12 protein-coding genes are annotated in these 17,112 nt (G+C 69.6%); 3 read left to right on the top strand and 9 right to left on the bottom strand.

Annotation, left to right across the window (positions count from 1 at the left end):
* Positions 1-12: 12 nt before the first annotated feature.
* The 5 genes from D7Y13_RS00060 to D7Y13_RS00040 all read right to left on the bottom strand — a co-directional run bounded on the left by D7Y13_RS00060 (position 13) and on the right by D7Y13_RS00040 (position 8,569).
* On the bottom strand, positions 13-306 hold the full coding sequence (locus D7Y13_RS00060) for a hypothetical protein (RefSeq protein ID WP_120530824.1): 294 nt from the start codon (positions 304-306) through the stop codon (positions 13-15).
* Between the two features lie 88 nt (positions 307-394).
* Positions 395-4,222, bottom strand: a complete 3,828-nt coding sequence (gene xopAJ, locus D7Y13_RS00055; protein WP_120630610.1) for a XopAJ/AvrRxo1 family type III secretion system effector zeta toxin — start codon at positions 4,220-4,222, stop codon at positions 395-397.
* Between the two features lie 167 nt (positions 4,223-4,389).
* Positions 4,390-5,184, bottom strand: coding sequence for a hypothetical protein (locus D7Y13_RS00050; protein WP_120581860.1), 795 nt, complete (start codon positions 5,182-5,184; stop codon positions 4,390-4,392).
* Between the two features lie 114 nt (positions 5,185-5,298).
* Complete coding sequence (locus D7Y13_RS00045) at positions 5,299-6,393, bottom strand: hypothetical protein (protein ID WP_147444129.1); 1,095 nt, start codon at positions 6,391-6,393, stop codon at positions 5,299-5,301.
* A gap of 73 nt (positions 6,394-6,466) precedes the next feature.
* A complete protein-coding gene (locus tag D7Y13_RS00040; protein WP_120630609.1) occupies positions 6,467-8,569 on the bottom strand; it encodes an Ig-like domain-containing domain in 2,103 nt (700 codons plus the stop codon).
* 330 nt (positions 8,570-8,899) lie between these two features.
* Here D7Y13_RS00040 and D7Y13_RS47600 point away from each other — a divergent pair, with 330 nt between their 5' ends.
* Together D7Y13_RS47600 and D7Y13_RS00030 are read left to right on the top strand one after the other, a co-directional pair.
* Positions 8,900-9,331: a MarR family winged helix-turn-helix transcriptional regulator gene (locus D7Y13_RS47600; RefSeq protein WP_120581863.1), complete on the top strand. Its 432-nt coding sequence runs from the start codon at positions 8,900-8,902 to the stop codon at positions 9,329-9,331.
* Between the two features lie 28 nt (positions 9,332-9,359).
* Positions 9,360-10,106, top strand: coding sequence for an NADPH-dependent F420 reductase (locus D7Y13_RS00030; protein WP_120581864.1), 747 nt, complete (start codon positions 9,360-9,362; stop codon positions 10,104-10,106).
* Positions 10,107-10,148: 42 nt separating this feature from the next.
* On the opposite strand, the gene D7Y13_RS00025 is transcribed toward D7Y13_RS00030, so the two are convergent.
* From D7Y13_RS00025 to D7Y13_RS00015, 3 genes are all read right to left on the bottom strand, one after another.
* Complete coding sequence (locus D7Y13_RS00025; protein ID WP_120537274.1) at positions 10,149-11,528, bottom strand: pyridoxal phosphate-dependent decarboxylase family protein; 1,380 nt, start codon at positions 11,526-11,528, stop codon at positions 10,149-10,151.
* Between the two features lie 51 nt (positions 11,529-11,579).
* Positions 11,580-12,452 carry a YihY/virulence factor BrkB family protein gene (locus D7Y13_RS00020; RefSeq protein ID WP_120537272.1) on the bottom strand — a complete coding sequence of 291 codons (873 nt, stop codon included), beginning with the start codon at positions 12,450-12,452 and terminating at the stop codon, positions 11,580-11,582.
* Positions 12,453-12,630: 178 nt separating this feature from the next.
* The gene (locus tag D7Y13_RS00015) at positions 12,631-13,632 is read right to left on the bottom strand and encodes a hypothetical protein (RefSeq protein ID WP_233595213.1); all 1,002 of its coding nucleotides are present in this window, start codon (positions 13,630-13,632) and stop codon (positions 12,631-12,633) included.
* Positions 13,633-14,248: 616 nt separating this feature from the next.
* Between D7Y13_RS00015 and D7Y13_RS00010 the strand changes: the two genes are divergently transcribed.
* Positions 14,249-15,178, top strand: coding sequence for a hypothetical protein (locus D7Y13_RS00010; RefSeq protein ID WP_120581865.1), 930 nt, complete (start codon positions 14,249-14,251; stop codon positions 15,176-15,178).
* 89 nt (positions 15,179-15,267) lie between these two features.
* On the opposite strand, the gene D7Y13_RS00005 is transcribed toward D7Y13_RS00010, so the two are convergent.
* Positions 15,268-16,947: a serine hydrolase domain-containing protein gene (locus D7Y13_RS00005; protein WP_120581866.1), complete on the bottom strand. Its 1,680-nt coding sequence runs from the start codon at positions 16,945-16,947 to the stop codon at positions 15,268-15,270.
* Between the last annotated feature and the right edge of the window lie 165 nt (positions 16,948-17,112).

Raw genomic sequence — 17,112 nt, 5'->3', positions numbered from 1 at the left:
CGGGGAAGTGCTTCAGGTCGCGTCGTTGTCGCGCAGCCAGGCCAGGCGCTCCGCGAACTGCTGGAGCGTCTTCACCTGGGGCGATTCCAGGTAGTACCGTCGCTCGTAGTCCTCGATGGCGGAGGGCGTGAGCGGCGCGTCTCCGCGGTCCCACGCGACGTTGTAGACGGCGCGGAACTTCTCGATGTCGAAGGGCTCCTTGCCGGACGTGGCCCGGGCCTTCGTCACCTGCTCCCGCTCGGTCTCCTTGCGCTGCTGGAGCGCGTCGCGGAGTTGCTTCAGGGTGTCTTCGGCTGATGTCGGCATGCGCGTTCCTCGAGGGTGCAACACTCATTCAGGCTAAGGCCGCGAGCGGCCCGCTTCAACCCATGGATGAAGCGGGCACCCGCTGCGCTCACGCTGTCTTCTTCGAGTGCTGTTCCAGCGCCTCTCCCAGCGTCTTGCCCTTGTACTCGGTGAGGCGGGCCCGCATCTTCTGCGCGAAGTCGGGGTTGGTGATGCCGCCCACCTGCCGGTCGATGAAGGCGTCGTCGATGATGGTGTTCTTCACGCGGTCGGCCTCGGCGGCGGGGTTCTCCGTGACGGCCTTGTTGAAGAGGGCCTGCTTCTCCGGCGTGTCCGGCCCGAACCACGTGCCGCCGCGCTTCTCCGCCACCAGCACCTGCTTGCCGCTGCTGTCCGTCACCAGGAGCTTGTAGTCGGTGATCTTCTCGTTCTCGATGACGCCCTTGAACTCGCCGGGCCGCCCGGCGAGCAGCTCGGCGCGATTCTGGCGCACGCCCTTGAAGCCGCCCTCCACGGCGTCGAACGGCACGAGCGGGTCCGCGGTGCCCGGGTTGCGCATGAGCACCCGGACGCTGGACGTCTCCAGCGGGACCTCCAGGTCGACGATCTTCACGTTGCGGCCTTCCACGGCCTTCAACATGCGCGGGATGTCGCTCTCACCAGCGAAGCGCTTGTCGTAGACGACCGAGCTGTTCGGCCGGGAGAGCATCTCCGTCTCCACCCGCTGCGAGATGATGGAGCCCTCCACGTGCGCCTGGGACGTGGAGATCTTCCCGCCGTGCTGTTCGGCGATCTGCGCCTTGATGGGGTCCGGGTTGAGGGCGCCGCTCAGCTCGCCCTGGTCGTCCAGGACCTTGCTCTTGAGGTGCGGGTCGTTCTTCACGGCCGTCGTCTTGCCTGCGGCGGTGTTGCCGCGCAGGGCGTAGACGGTGTTGGGCTCCAGGCGATCAGACAGCGTCTGCGCCTTGTCCAGCTCGGTGTTGAGCAGCTTCTGCTGGAACTCACGCCGTTCGGGGACCCAGTTCTTGGGCTCCTCCAGCCACTTCCACAGCGAGCCGTCCTTGGGGGGCTCTCCGACGGTGAAGGCCTCGAAGGTGCCCACCTTGCCGCCCGAGCGCTCCAGGATGGCCTGACGGACCTCGTAGCTGCCGGTCGTCTTCCCCGTGCGCAGGTCCGCGGCCTTGACGATCTTGAGGACGTCCTTGGCGTTCTCCGGCGTCACCGTGCCTTCGAAGACGCGACCCTCGGAGGTCGTGAAGCGGATGTTGGGGCCGTCGGTCTGGAGCGCCCCGCCCTTGCCCCGCACCTCGCGGAAGAGCTGCCCGGCCTTGGCCGTGCCCGCGCCCACCACGCCACCCGTCACGGCCCCCACGGTGCCGTCGATGACAGCCCGCTTGCCCACCTGGACCAGGCCATCGCCGACGCCGTTCTCCCACGTCTCGCTGCGCGTGGCCGCGTCGAAGGCGCCACCCGCGGCGCCGCCCACGGCGCCTTCCTTCGCGCCCTGGACGACCGCGGCCTTGACGGACGTCTCCACCGTTTCGCGCACCGCGGTGGTGGCGACCTCCTTCGCCGCCGTGGTGGCGCCCGTGCGGGCACCGGCCGTCACGGCACCCGCGCCCTTGCCCACGGGCAGCACGGCCGTTCCGCCCTCCACCGCGCCAATGCCGGCCTGGCGCAGCAGCTCCTGGCCTCCGGCCGCGTCACCCTGGAGGGCCGCGTAGGTTCCCACGCGCGTCGCCGCGCCCAGGGCCGCATAGCCCGCGATGGCCAGCGGTGTGGCCGCGCCGCCCGTGCCGATGACGGCCGCGGTGGTGACCACGACGACGGCGGCGCTGGCGGCGCCATCCGCCAGCGAGTCCTTGCTCGTCTGGAGCGACTTCACGTCGTCCGCGGCATAGCCGGTGAGCGTGTTGGCCCGCTGCGTGTCGCCGCTCTTGATGGCGGTGTCCGCCCGTGTCAGGTCGCGGTTGATGCGGTCGTTGTCGGACTCGCCCTTGAAGGTCCGCTGGACGCCATCGAGCACCCAGGTGCCAAAGCCCGACTCGTTCGCCTGCTGTTCGCGCAGGCGGCGCACGCGCTCCTGCGCCGCGTTGGGATCATTGGGATCCACCGCGCCCAGGTCGTAGTTCTGGTTCAGCAGCTCCAACTGGTCGCGGCCATCCAGCTCCGAGTCCAGCTCCGCGCGCAGGTCCTTGCCGTACTTCTGCTTGTAGGCCGCGGCGATGTCGTCGAGCTCGGGCTTGGACTTGCCCTCCAGCGTCTGGCGGATGGCCTCCTCGTCGGTGCCCGCGCCATCCATGGCGAGCTGGAGCTTCTCCGCGGCGGCCTCCGCCTGGGCCTTCTTGTCGCCCGGCGCGGGAGGGTTGAGCAGCCGCAGCGTCACGTCCGCGTCCGCGCCGCCCCAGCCGCGGATCTCGCTCTCCAGCGACTTGCCCGTCTGCTTCTCGTACTCGGCCTTGATGGCGGTGAGCTGATCCGGCGTCTTGCCCTCCAGCACCTTGCGCACGCCTTTTTCGTCCGCGCCCGTCCAGCCGCTCATGGACTCGCGGATGCGCGCCGCGTCCGCCTGCCCGGGGTTGCCCTGGAGCAGGCCCATGGCGCGGTCATAGTCCTCGCCGCCCAGCTCGTCCTTGAGGCGGCTGGCGACGGCGGGGTCCTGGGCCAGCAGGGCGCGCTGTTCGGGCGTCGCCTTCTCCAGGCGCTCGAAGATGCGATCCTCGTCGGTGCCCAGGCCGTCCATGTCCCGCTTCAGGCCGTCCTTGAGGGCCTGGGTCTCCAGCTCCAGCTTCTGCTGGGGCGTCTGGGCCTGGCTGGCGCCGAGCAGGCTCCGGGCGCGCGACATCTCGTCCGTGTCCAGCTCCTTGCCGAGCTTGGACAGCATGAAGTCCTCGGCGGACTGACCCGCGGGGGCGCCGCCGTTCAGCTCCGCGAACTTCTGGGCAATGGCCTTGCGCTCGTCGGGCGAGCGCTTCTCCAGCGTCTTGAGGACCTCTTCCGAGGAGCCGAACACGCCGTCCAGTTCGGACTGGATGACGACCGCGTCGTTCTTGGGAGCATCCGCGCTCAGCAGCGCCTGGGCGCGCTTCCAGTCATCCCCGCCCAGCTCGTCCTCGAGCTTGGCGTCCAGGTCCTTGTTGTAGTGGTCCTTGTAGGACTGGCGGATGAGGTTGATCTGCTCGGGGGTCTTTCCCTCGAGCGTCTGGAAGATCTTGTCCTCGTCGGTGCCGGCTCCGAAGACGCCACCGTCCGTGGCCTCGTAGAGCGCGGTGGCATCCTTGCTGGCCTGCTCGGCGGTGTACGGGGGCGTGGCGGGCTTCTGCGGGGCGCTGGCGGTCGTCGTGCCCGGAGGCGAATCCGCGACCATCATCCGCTGGAGTTCCGGAGCGACCTTCGCGTCCGTGATGGCCTTCTGACGCTCCGCCGAGCCCGGGGCCGCGGAGAAGATCTTGTGAGCCGAGTTCGCGGACAGCGTCCCCGACTGCCGGTATTGTGGCTGATCCTTCAGGAAGGCCTGGAGGTTGTCGTAGCTCTTGCCGCTGGAGGGGTCGACGACGCGCTCACCCTGCCGGACGACGACGTGGCCGGACTGCCCTTCCTGGCCGGGACGCGTGTCCTTGAGGAACACCAGTTCGGAGCGGGCCCTGAGCGCGGGGGTCGCCTTGTCCACCCAGTCCGCCGCCTTGTCCAGGCAGTTGGCCTGGGCGTCCCGGGCATTCTCCGTCAGCAGCGAGCTGGCCGGCGGGGCCAGTTGGGGGCCTTCCCGGGGCGTGGTCCGGTCGAAGGTGGATTGCGCGTTGCTCGGGACAGCGTTCGCCGCGGGCTTGGGCGCGACATTCGCGGGCGCGGGCGGGGCCTCCGGCGGCGGAGCCACCGTGGGGCGACGCGCCGTCAGCGGCTCGCGAGGACGATTGTTGCCAGTTCCGTCGATACCCATGCGCATCCCCCAGTACGGCGCAGCAAGAATGAGGAGGGCCGCTCACGTCGGGCCCACCCGAACCCCTCAAGCGATTATCAAAGAATGCACCCTCGCGGTTGCGTCCCTTGCCGCGGTCGGACGTGGGCCCTGGAATTCCAGGGGGTTGGACGCCACCCCCTCCCCCATCAGCGCCGGGCGGTGCTGTTGGCGACGCGGGCCTGGGGCGGGCTGAATGACAGCTCACGCAGGCGCATCTGGAGGGTCGCGAAGCTGTCCATGCGACGTGGTGAGTCCTTGTCCTCCGCGCGCAATGCCAGACGCGTTTCGACTTCCAGCTCGAAGCGCGTGGGCCACAAGCGGTCCAGACTGAAGGTGCAGCCGCCCTGGCCCTGCACATAGGTTCGCAGGGACTCGCCGCCCCGGGTCGTGCGGAGGTTCTCCGGCGCGGGCTGGGGCTTCGAGGTGGACTCCAGCTCCAGCCTCAAGCCGAAGCCCGTGGCCTCCCGCGTCTTGAGCTCCAGGGTGGTGCGAGCACCGGCGAGGGGCCCCTTGCCCGGCAAGGGAGGGGACCAGCGGGCGCCCAGGCCCACGGCTTCGGTGGGGAGGATGCGCCCCAGGCCCCCGAGGGTGGACGTCACCTGCTGGAGCTGCTCGCGCAGCGGGGGGGCCATGTCCGCGGGCAGCTTCAGCGTGAAGCCCTGGGCGCGCCCGTCCGCGCTCACGCGGCCTTCGCCCTTCAGTCCGGGCAGGGGTTCCAGCTGCGCGTGGAGCTTCTCCACGGCCTGGGGCGGAGTGCCGGGCTGGATGAGGAGCGCCGCGCTTTCGAGCGCGAAGTGGAAGCGCACCTCCCCCGAAGTGGACACGCCGAGCACCTCCGCGGCGAGCACCATCTGGACGCCCGGGACGGGAGGGAGCGGCGATTTCTGGCCCGCGTCCTTGATGGCGCCATGGCTCTCGGTGCGGACGCGGATGCGTTGCACGCTCCCGACAAGAGGGCTGAGTCGCAGCGGCGCATGGGGAGCACTGCCTCGATCGAGGACTTTCATGGGGGCGGGATGTTAGCCCTTTCGGGGCCTCCGCTGGGGCGGCCCCGCTCAGCGCGCGGTGTTGAACTGCCGCTCGTACACCTCCCGGTGTGACGTGGACCTGGGCCCGGTGCCATGGCGCACATCCAGCCGCTCCAGCGCGATGGCCGAGCGCAGGTCGCTGATGGCCACCCGCCGCTCATCCTTGGTGAGGCTCTCGGGCAGGTCCTTCACCTTCTTGTCGTAGGAGATGTAGTCGCCCAGATACCAGCCCGTCATCATGTCCTCCATCTTCGCGTGTTTGCCCACCAGCAGCTCATTGGCGCATTTGCCGGTGTGCAGCATGCCTTCGACCTCCACCTCCATCTTCTTCTGCGCGTACTCGGGCGCGGTGCCGACCTTCTGTTTGGCGCTGGTGTTCAGGGTCTCGAACCGGTCCCAGCGGTGCGCGTTGTTCATCTCGAACAAGAAGGTGCCCGCCGCCGCCTGGTGGTTCCCGCTCTTGAGCACGTCGTCCATGTACACGGTGACCTTGTTGCCCGACGTGGTGCGCGAGGTCATCGAGCGACCATTGCTGCTGCCCGCCGCGACGCGGACGTCCGCGTCGGACGTCTCCTCCAGGCGCTTCAGGGCCGTGGGGCTCTTCGCCAGGAGCTGGGCGGAGTTGCCGTAGCCCAGCCGCGCGAAGTCCTGGAGGACGCGGTTGGGGAGCTGCTGGATCTCCTCCTCGGAGATCTGCTTGATGGCGTTCGGGTTGCCGGCCGAGGGCGGCGGGGTCTGCGGCGCGGGGGCGTCGATGCCGGGCCTGCGCCGGGCATCGAAGGCGTCCTGCCGCCGCGTCTTGACGTCCTGCAGGTACTGGGCAGGCCTGTTGTCGCGGGCCAGCAGCATCTTCACCTGCCCCTCGTCCTTGACGTTGAGGCGCATGCCCTTCTCCTTGAGAAAGGCATTGAAGCCCGCGGGCGTGCCGGTCGCGTCGGGGCGCTGGTCGCGCAGCGATTTCGTGTACGCCTTCGTCAGCCCCGCGAGGTCATCCCGGGGGACGAGCGATTTCGTGTCTGGAGATGCGCGCGTCCGGGGAGCGTCCGCCGCATTGGGGGTGGAGTTGGCGCGGGTGGGCGCGGGCGCCCGGGGCAATATGGGGAGCTTGGAGCTGAAACGCACTGGGGGTCTCCTGGGGAAAAGTCTTGCTTTAGCTGGCAATGCGGCGCGCCGCCCAGGGGACCGGGGTCGTGTCCTATGGAAGGAAACGGACGAAGTTGACGATCTGCGGGGTGCCCGTCGGGAGGTCGGCGAACTCGCCCCAGGCGATGGTCACCTGCCCCTGGGCGTTGAGCTGGAAGGAGGGATGCAAGGCCGACCGCGTCGCGGAGGACACGCGGACGGGCGCGCCCCAGGTGCTGCCAGTCCACCGCTGGAGGTAGACGTCGGCCACATCGCCGGGGCCATCCTCGTCCCAGGCCACCACCGGGTTGCCGGAGGTGTCGAGCCGCAGCGTCGTGTTGCGCAGGTGGGTCGCGGGCTCCTGGGTGCCCAGCGCGTCTCCCAATGGCTCCCAGGTGCTCCCGGTCCAGCGCCGGACGTAGAGCCGGGACACGAGCCCCCCCTCGGGCTGGTACTCCGCCCACGCCACCACCGGGTTTCCTTGCGCATCGAGCGCGAGCGAGGCCTTGCTCGCGGACGTCTCCCCGTCGAGCGCGTCGAGCGGTCCGCCCACGGGCTCCCAACTGTCGTCGGACCAGCGCCGCACGTGGACCCGGCGCGGCCCGAGGGTTCCCTCCGGGGTTTCGGTGGACTCGGTCCAGGCCACGAACGGGGTGCCGTCCGCCGCGAGCTGGAGCGAGGCCCAGACGGCATCGGTGTCCCCGGCTTCAGCGCTGAGGGGTTCGCCCAGGGAGGCCCAGCCGGCTTCCGTCCACCGCGCGACCCGGATCCCCTGCGGGAGCGAGCCGACGCCTTCTTCCCAGGCCACCACCGGCCGGCCCTCCGCATCGAGTCGCAACGACGGTCCGTAGGCGGCTCCGTTCGTCGGACACAGCGGGGCCAGCACCTTCGTCCATGTCTCGCCGGACCACCGCTGCACGTGGATGCAAACCGGCCCGCCCTCGCCCACCAGCTCGCTCCACGCAACGACGGGATGATCCGTGGCGTCGAGCTGGAGCGACGGGTCTCGCGCGGGCGTCCAGTCCAGGGAGGCCCACAGCGGGGGGCCCACGGGAACCCACGACTGCCCCGTGAAGCGCCAGACGTAGATGGAGGAGTCACCGAACTGGGAGCCCTCGCTCCAGGCCACCGTCGGCAGGCCCTTCGCGTCCAGTTGGAGCGACGGATCGAAGTTGGCGTACCCGCTGTTCGCGTCGAGGGGGGCCTCCAGCGGAATCAGCCGGAGGGTCTCCCAGCTCCACTCTCCGCTGCGCCACGAGAGCGGGTTGCCCGCCCGGTCCGTGACGGGGGCGAAGGAGAGGAAGTCGACCGCGTAGCGGATCGTGCGGACGTAGCTGGGAGAGGGCTGGGGGAGCGGCTTCAGGGTGAGCACCGTCCCGTCCGGGGACAGGGTGCGCTCCGGCGTGATGAGCTTGTAGTTGCGGGTCATCCACAGGCTCGACTCGAGGGTTTCGGGAACGATGGGCTCGGAGAAGACGGCCTGGATGGGTGCGTCCTCCGAGACATCGCGCGTGCCGGTCTCGGGGGTGCGCAGCGCGAGATGGGGCGGCGTCCGGTCCACCACCACCCGCCGCGAGCTGCTCAGGAAGGACCGGGTCCCCACGTGCGCCCGCGCGGACAGGGCGTGTTCGCCCTCCTCGACGGTCCGGGTGTCCCAGTCGAAGGCGTTGACGCCCCCCGGCAGCGAGGTGAGGAGCACGCCGTCCAGGAGCAGGTCCACGCGGTCGGGCAGTCGCGGACCGCCAATCTCAAGATAGGGGCGCAGGTGGGCGTTCACATAGGTCACTTCAACCGGATCCTGCTGATGCGAGTCCCCGGGCATGATGAGCCGGACGGACATGACGACAGGATCACCCGCGTCGGGCTCGGTGCCAGCGTCAGGGCCGCTGCCCGCGTCGGGCTCGGTGCCCGCATCCGGGTCGGTACCCGCATCCGGTTCGACCCCGGCGTCGGGCTCCAGGCCCGCATCGGGCTCGGTGCCCGCGTCGAGCGTTTCGCCCGCATCGCCACCCGCGTCGAACAGCGCGCCCGCGTCGGGAGGCGGCTCACCGACGCTCGCGTCCGCCGTGCTCCCAGCGTCCCGGAGTGGCCCACCGCCGTCCTCTGAAGAGGGCCCCTCGGAGGGTGAACATCCCACCAGCAAGAAGACCACCAGCACGCCGAGCAACCCACGCATTCGCACTCCCCCCAGCCTGGGCACGTCCCGTCCAGTGGCCCCCGACATACCCCAGGGGCGCATCTGTCCGCAGCCCTTGAGTCAGGTCGTTCCCGCGCAATATCCGGGCAGGTGCCGAGGCACATCCATCCTCCTTGAAAACCAGGCCGCCGCTTGTCCGCATTGCCGCTTGCCGCGCGTCAGGCCCCCTCTTGCTCGACCGCCGGACGTACATCACGTCGAGGCCGTCGAGGCGCATGGACACCTGCGTGGCATCAAGTTGGATGCTGAGCCTTGACAAGTCAGCACAGCCCATTATCTAGAGCACTAGATACTTGCGAACTGGAGAGTATGGCTTCGAAACGACAAAGCGTCGGCACACAGCTTTCCTTCGCGCTTTATGGCGCGGCGAACCGGATGGCGCGAATGCACAAGCCATTCCTTGAGCCGCTGGGCCTGACCTTCCCGCAGTATCTCGTGATCCTGGAGCTGTTGAATGGCGCGCCACTTTCCGTCGGCGCACTCGGTGCCCGCCTCGACATGGACACGGGGACAATTACGCCCCTGGTCAAACGCCTAGCTCTTGCTGGCATGGTCACGCGAAAACGCGATCCCGCCGACGAACGCCGCGTGCTGGTCGACCTGTCCCCCCGCAGCCGCTCCCTCGAAGCCGAGGTCCGAGGCATCACCGACAAGATCAAGTCGGCCTGCCAGCTCACCGACCAGGACCTCGACAAGCTTCGTCGCACGCTGGAAGCGCTGGCGCACCCGGCGATCGAATAACCCCTTCAGTGCAACCAGGAGACCTCCAATGAAGATCGGCATCATGGGCGTTGGACACATCGGGAAGACCTTGGTCCAAAGGTTGAGCGCGGCCGGACATGACGTGAAGGTGGCCAACTCCCGTGGCCCGGAGACGATCGGAGCCGACGTGCTGGCCTTCGGCGGGCGCGCGGTCTCCGCGGCGGACGCCGTGGCGGACGTCGACGCAGTGATCCTCTCGATTCCCCTGAACCGTCTCCCCCAGATCGCGCCGCTGATCGCCAAGGTGCCGGCCGATACGGTCGTCATCGACACCTCGAACTACTATCCGGCGCGCGACGGCAGGATCGACACCCTCGAAGCCGGTCAGGTCGAGAGCCTGTGGGTGGCCGAACAGTTGGGCCGGCCGGTCGTGAAGGCATGGAACGCCATCGGCTCCGACTCCTTCGCGAAGAAGGCAAAGCCCGTGGGGAGTCCGGACCGCATCGCCATCCCCGTTGCGGCCGATCGCGAGACGGATCGCAAAGTGGCAATGGCACTCGTCGAGGACACCGGGCTCGACGCATTCGATGCGGGGACACTCGCGGAGTCCTGGCGGCAGCAGCCTGGCGCGCCCAGCTACTGCACGGACCTCACCCGCGAGGAGATGCCGGCCGCGCTGGCGGCAGCCGATGCGGCGCGATTGCCCAAGCGGCGCGACCTGGCGGTTGCGGCCATCATGGAACGGTTCGGAGACGGCACGACGAACCCGGATGCGGACTGGGCCGTTCGTCTGAATCGTGCGTTGTGCATGTGAGTTATTGCCCCGGCTTCCCCTGGGCGGGCCACGTCCAGGGACCTAGACTTCGGAGGCTGCGGCCTCCAGCGCCGCGAGGATGATGGGGAGGTCCGCCTCCCCCGTGCGCCAGTTGGAGAAGGCCGCGCGCAGGCCGGGGCGGCCGGCGTACTGCGTGGGGGTGAAGTGCGCGCGCCCGTCGGATTGCAGCGCCGCGAGGAGGCGGTCGCGTCGCGCGGCGTCCCCTGTTCTCAGCGCGAAGCAGACGATGTTCAGCGACACCGGAGCCAGCAGCGCGTAGTGCGGCGACGTTGCGAGTCCCTCCGCCAGGCCGCGGGCGAGCGCGCAGCTCTGCTCGACGAGGGCGCGGTGCCCTTCACGGCCGTAGGCCATGAGCGTCATCCACGCGGGCAGCGCCCGGAAGCGGCGCGAGTTCTCCGGCGTGCGGTGCAGCAGGTCCGGCCCCATCCCGAGGTAGGCGGCCACCGCGCGGAAGACACGCTCCTGCTGCGCGAGGTGGCGCGTGAAGACGATGCCGGAGTCGTAGGGCACGTTGAGCCACTTGTGACCGTCCGCCGCGACCGAGTCCGCGTGGGCGAGCCCCCGCAGCAGGTGCGCGTGCGCGGGACTGCACGCGGCGAAGATGCCGAAGGCGCCATCCACGTGAAGCCAGGCTCCGTGGCGGCGGCACAGCGCCCCCACCGCCTCGAGGTCATCGAAGTCCCCGGTGTTCACCTCCCCCGCGCTCGCGAGCACGATGGCCGGAGCGCCGCCGAGCGCCTCAAGCCGCGCCTCGAGCGCCTTCGGATCCATGACGGGCCGGCCCGGGAGGCAGGGGACCTCCTGCACCGAGCGTCGTCCCATGCCGAGGATGGAGAGCGCCTTGAGCACGCTCGCGTGCGGCGCGCCGCCCAGCACCGCGACACGCGGCAGCCCCCACAGCCCCTCCTCACTCACGTCGTGGCCAAGCCGCTCCATCGCCCACTGCCGCGCGGTGGCCAGCGAGACGAGGTTCGCCGCCGTCGCGCCACTCACGAAGGCGCCCTCGAAGGCCTCGGGGAGGCCGAAGAGGGAGCGCAAGAGTCCCAGCGCCTCGCGCTCCACGCTGGTGGCCAGCGAGTCGCCACCGTTGCTCAGGTTCTGGTCGTACGCGGAGACAAGCCAGTCGCCCACGAGCGCCGCGGGCGTGGTGCCCCCGGTGACGAAGCCGAGGTAGCGCGGCCCCGCGGAACCGGAGAGCCCGGCCTCGTAGCGGCGGCGGAAGAGCGCGAGCGCGTCCTCCGCGCCGAGGCCCGCGTCAGGCAGCCCGAGCGGCTCGGGCGGTTCAGGGCGAATGCCCGCGGGGCGCTCGGGCAGGGCGGTGAGGAACTCGATGGCGCTCGCACGGGCCTGTTCGAGCAGGTCCGGGAGCCGGGAGAGGTCGCGGGTGAGGAGGTCGCTCATGGTCACCAGGGTCCCCGCTCCCTCCAGAATGAGGACCGGGGACCGCGCATCCTACGTCACCTGCGCTGCAGGGCGCTCCGCGCGCCGGCTGCCGTGCCAGCGCGAGTAGACCTGGGTGAACTCCGCGCCAAGAAAGAGCAGCTGCGAGGAGTAGTAGACCCACAGCAGCAGCACCGCGAAGGAGCCGGCGGCCCCGTACGAGGAGGACACGCTGCTCTTGCCCAGGTACATGCCAATCCCGAGCTTGCCGAGGCTGAAGAGGAAGCTTGTCACCGCCGCGCCGAGCCACACGTCCCTCCAGGCGACGTGCGTGTCGGGCATGACCTTGTAGATCATCGCGAAGAGCACCGTGGTCACGGAGAAGGCGATGGCCAGGTTCACGAGCTGCATCACCGCCTCCCAGCCGGGCATCAAGTTCTTGAGGAAGGTGCCGGCGGCCGCCAGCGCCGCGCTCACCACGAGCGAAACGAGCAACAGGAAGCCGATGCCCAGCACCATCGCGAAGGAGAGCAGGCGTTGGCGCACGAAGGCGAGCAGCCCGTTCATCGGCTTCTTCTTCACCTTCCAGATGGTGTTGAGCGAGTCCTGGAGCTGGACGAAGACACCGGTCGCGGCGAAGGCGCTCACGAGGACGCCAATCAGGGTGGCGACGATGCCCGAGCTGGGCTTGCTCGCGCTGGCCACCAGATCCTCGACGACCTTCGCGCCCGCGTCGCCGATGAGGCTCTGCAGCTGGTTCCGGATCTCCCCATGCGCCGCCTCCTGCCCGAACGCGAGACCCGCCACGGCGATGGCGATGATGAGCATCGGCGCCACGGAGAACAGCGTGTAGTAGGCGAGCGCCGCCGCCTGCGCGGGCACGTTGTCGTCCATCCACTCGGTGAGGGTCTGCTTCAGCAGTGGCCAGACGTGGTGCGGCCTCATCGACCCCTCGCTCCTGCGCGGCGGCATGCGCGCAGGGAGAGCTTAGGCCGCACCGGCGTCCCGCAAGTACCTTGCGTGGGGACACGCCCCGCCAGGTGTTCACCAAGGCCCCCCCTCCTTCGCGATTCGCGAAGGAGGGGGGGCCTCGTCCTGCGTGCCCCGAACCACGCCGCGCGGCCTACTGCACGGCCTGTTCGGACAGCAGCCGCACGTTGAGCGCGCCGTTGGCGAAGAACTGGCTGTTCCGCCCGACGGTATGCGCCTCCAGGCGGCGCTGGAGGTTGATGTCGTAACGGCCCAGCTTCATCAGCCCGTCGTTGAACCAGCCATCCCCCTCCCCTGTGCCATCCACGTACTCCGCATACGCCTGGGGCGCGGGCCAGATGACGGTGTTCAGCGTCACGGTGAGCCTGCGGACGTCATTCGCCGTCCACGTCATGTCCGCCTCGTAGGCCTCGACGATGAAGGCCACCACGCCGTTCGCATGGGCCACATCCTGACCGGGCTGCGAGTTCAGGCCCCACCTGTCATTCCAGAAGTAGGCGGTCGGGTGGTCGGGGTTGGGCTCCATCTGCCCGCGAAGGGACGACGGGAAGTTCGGCAGGCCCTGGTTGATGTTGTCGAAGACCTCCAGGTAGCGGGCCTTCCGCTCCGGGTCCGTGGTCATCCGCGACAGGTCCATGGCGATGAAGGCCCAGTGAGCGGCCATGTGCGTGCGATTGCGATAGAGGTTGTCGTTCGCCCCACGCACGAACCACTTCTCGAAGATGTTCTTCTCCGAGAACGTCAGCAGGCGCTCGTACTGCGAGCGGTAGACGTCGGCGGCGTAGAGTTCGGGCGTCTCACGGATGACGCGCAACAGCCGCGTCACATAGCGCCAGCAATAGCTCTCATACAGCGGCACCTCCTGCCCCGCTGGCGCTGAGACCGTTGAGGCCCAGCCCCAATACCCGTCCTTGTACTGGCTATGGGGGAGCGCCGAGGAGCGCGCGGCGGAGGCCACCAGGTTGTTCACGTAGAGCAGGGCCCGGTCGAGGTACGCCTTCTTCCCGGTGGCCCGGAACATCGCGGTGTTCGCGTCGAGGCCGTAGGCGAGGTTGTAGAAATTCCAGCTGTTGCGTGAGTTGCTCCAGGGCAGGAAGTCCCGGGTGTGCGCACGGCCCCACTCATCCACGAACATCCGCTCCCAGGCCGCGACGGAGCGAAGCCCGGCGGGGGCCGGAGGGAGCGCGGGGGGAGGCGGAGACGAGGTCGGAACCGCGGGAGGCAGCTCTTCCTCGGACGGAGCAGACGGCTCCCCGGGAAGGGCCCGCTCTTCGGGGTCCTCGATCCTGCCTACGGGCTCACAGGCGCCGCACAGCAGCAGTGAGAGGAAGATGAGCGGGGGCCTGACGAAACGAGAGGGGCATGGGCGTCGGGGGTATGACATCGGGGGCAGCCTTTGGTCGGTTCGACGTGCCCATGGAGGGTAGGGGCGCCCCGGGACCGTCCCAACGCCCCTCAGGGAACAGACGCGCTTCCAGGACAGGACTCCTGCGTGCCCCCCGTGGCCGGCCCCCCGCGCCGTGCCGTGGAGCTTTGGACAGATGAAGTGTTCATCACCGGTTTTTGACGCAGGGTCCGAAGCGAAGATGAAGACGCCCACATGGCCGACCGGGTCGCACCCTCTCCGCCACCCGCTGTAACGCTCTGTCATACTGGTCGGCCGCCGTCCCCACACCCCTGCGACCTGGAGACATCCCCTGGCCAGCGACAAGCGCAACGCGTTCGCCCCCCATCCGCTGCTTCGACAGACCGTGGCCCGCCTGCTGTTCGCGGCGCCCGTCCTGTCGGTCATTGCCTGCGAAGGCGAAGAGGAAGGGAGATGCATCCCGTTTGACGCGCGTGAGGAGCGCTATGACAGCCGCGAAAAGCTGCCGGATGGGGGCGCCCCCACGAGCGCGGACTGCATGTTGGTGTGCCAGAGGCTGGACGCCCATCGCTGCGTGGCCTCCCCCGCGCCCACGGCGCCTCCGGACGGCGGTGAGCCCTACCCGCCCCACACCGCGTGCTACTTCACCGTGGCCGCGGGATGCGCTTCCGACGGACGTCGGCCCGAGGGACTCCAGGCGACGCGTGCGGAAGCGCGGTGCGCGCTGGGCACCCACTTCGCGCGGATGGCCTGGTTGGAGGCGGCCTCCGTGCCTGCCTTTCTCCGACTCGCGGAGGAGCTGAAGGCCCACGGAGCGCCCCGGGAGCTGATCCGCGCGGCCCGGCGCTCGGCCGGAGAGGAGGTCCGCCACACGCGGGCCGCGGCGGCGCTGGCCCGACGCCACGGCGCCACCGTGCCCGCGGTGGAGGTCGCCCCGTTCACGTCGCGCTCGCTGGAGGCCCTGCTGTTGGAGAACGCGCAGGAAGGTTGTGTCGGGGAGACCTATGGCGCGATGGTGGCCGGGTGGCAGGCACGCACGGCGCGCGATGAGCAGGTGCGGGAGGCGCTGAGCCAGATCGCCGAGGATGAGCTGCGCCATGCCGAGCTGTCCTGGGCCGTGGAGGCCTGGGCGACCGAGCGCCTCACGCCCGAGGCGCGCCAGCGGGTCCGGGACGCGCGTCTCGCCGCGTTCCAAGAGCTGGAGCACAGGGTCGCGAGCGAGGAGCCCGAGGCCGTGCTTGTCGAACAGGCCGGGCTGCCCTCGCGCGACGCCGCGCTGCACCTGCTTCGCGGGCTCCAGGTCCTGCTCGCCTGACCGTCCGCGCCCGAGCGCTTCAGTGCATCCCGGTCAGAACCGGGCACGCTGGATGCGCTCGCGGTGGGTGCCTTTGAAGGTGGCGCCCGTCATCTCGGGTCCACGGTCGCGGTCGCTTTCGGTGCCTCCGCGACGCCGAGCCTCTCCGCGCGCAGACGGCGCAGGCGACGACTGCTGATCGTCAACCCGTCGATTCCCCCGGACGCCGCCCGCGTGAAGGTCACCGCGCCGAGCGAGCCGACGAAGCGGTCCCCGCCGACGGCATCCAGCACGACCTCGTCCCGGCGTGGCCAGCGGATCGCCAGCTTGCCGTCCGCGACGCGCACCGTGTAGGTCGCGTCGACCTCGTCGCTGCGGTACAGCCCAGCGAACGTGGCCAACACCGAGGTCACGGGCAGGGGCGCGGTCACGGGGGTGAAGTCCCGAAACGTCGGCCAGGCATCCTTGATGCTCAACGTGCGCGGGGACCCGGCCGTCGGCGCCGAGAAGCGCCACACGTGCATCGACTCGCCCGGGCGGAACGCGCCATCGCCGATGGGCACGAAGGCCGTGGGCACGCCGACCTGGCGCAGCGCTCCGTCCTTGACCTCCAGCCGCACCACTTCATCCGTCAAGGGACTCCAGTAGTTGCCGGCCAGCACTGACAGCTCCGCCTCCGGCAGCTTCACGGCGGGGGGCATCACGGTCTTCATGCGGTCGCCCAGATAGACCTCGGCCACCTTCCGCGTGAGGTCGGCGGGCACGAGCGTGGAGCCGTTGCACAACGCGACGATCGCCAGCCGCTGGTCCGGAAAGAGGAGGGCCTCCGTGCGGTAGCCACCGTCCATGCCGTCGTGACCCACCGTGCGCAGGCCGCGATAATCCCCCAGCCGCAGGCCGCCGCCATAACCCGTGGCGGTGCCGTCATTCAGGCTGCCGGAGGTCTGCAACATCGCGTTCAGCGCCTGCCCACCGACGCGCGCGTCGATCAGGTTCTGCTCCCACTTCAGCAGGTCACCGACCGTGGTGAACAGGCCCGTCGCTCCGTAGTGGTCGACATTGGGGACGCTGCTCCGCCAGCCGCCGCCTTCGCGGGCGCTGTAGGCCCATGCGCGCCGGGGCACGAGCTCGGTGTGGTCGTCGCGGAAGCGGGTGTCCGTCATACCGAGCGGCTTGAAGATCCGCTCGTCAGCGAACGCTCGCAGCGACCTGCCGGACACGCGCCGCACGATGACCCCCAGCAGCGTGTACGCGGCATTGCCGTACACGACCTCCGCGCCCGGTTCGAAGTTCACACCGCGTTGCCGGGTCAGCGCCCAGAGGATGTCTGCTTCGGTGTACACGTCATCGCCCCGCCAGCCGGCCAGGTTCAGCAGCTGGCCCTGTTCACGCAGACCGTTGGTGTGGTGGAGCAGGTGCGCGACGGTGATCGTCTTGCCGTGGTCGGGCATCTCCGGCAGGTGCTTGCGGATGTCATCATCCAGCGACAGCTTGCCCTCCTGCGCCAGCAGCCCGATCGAGAAGGCGGTGAACTGCTTGGAGATGGAGGCAATGAGGAAGCTCGACCGCGGCGTGATGGGAACGTCGTGCTCCAGGTTCGCCATGCCGTAGCCCCGCGCGTAATCCAGCACGCCATCGCGAGAGATCCCCACGGCGCAGCCAGGCGTGGTCTTGCCGCTCCATGGAGCGAAGAGGGCATCCACCTGCCGGTGGCGGTCGGGGCCTTTGCCCGCGGCGGCGATGGCGGGAGCGAGCAGGAGACCCAGGAACAGGAACGTCTTGCGCAGCATGGAGTGCCTTCGGAGCAAGGGGGTTGCGGGAAGCACGGTGCCCGCGCGAGCACCGCGCGGGGAGAGTGTTCAGCCGGTGGGAACGCGCATGCGGCGAACGGGCCCCACCGTGCGGCGAACGGGCCGCCCGCCAGCCCAGGGGCTTGAACCCCTGCCCTGCCCCAC

Origin of the sequence: Corallococcus praedator (assembly GCF_003612125.1) — a bacterium.
In the GTDB taxonomy this organism is placed as follows: domain Bacteria; phylum Myxococcota; class Myxococcia; order Myxococcales; family Myxococcaceae; genus Corallococcus; species Corallococcus praedator.
This window is presented reverse-complemented; position numbering and strand designations above follow the sequence as displayed.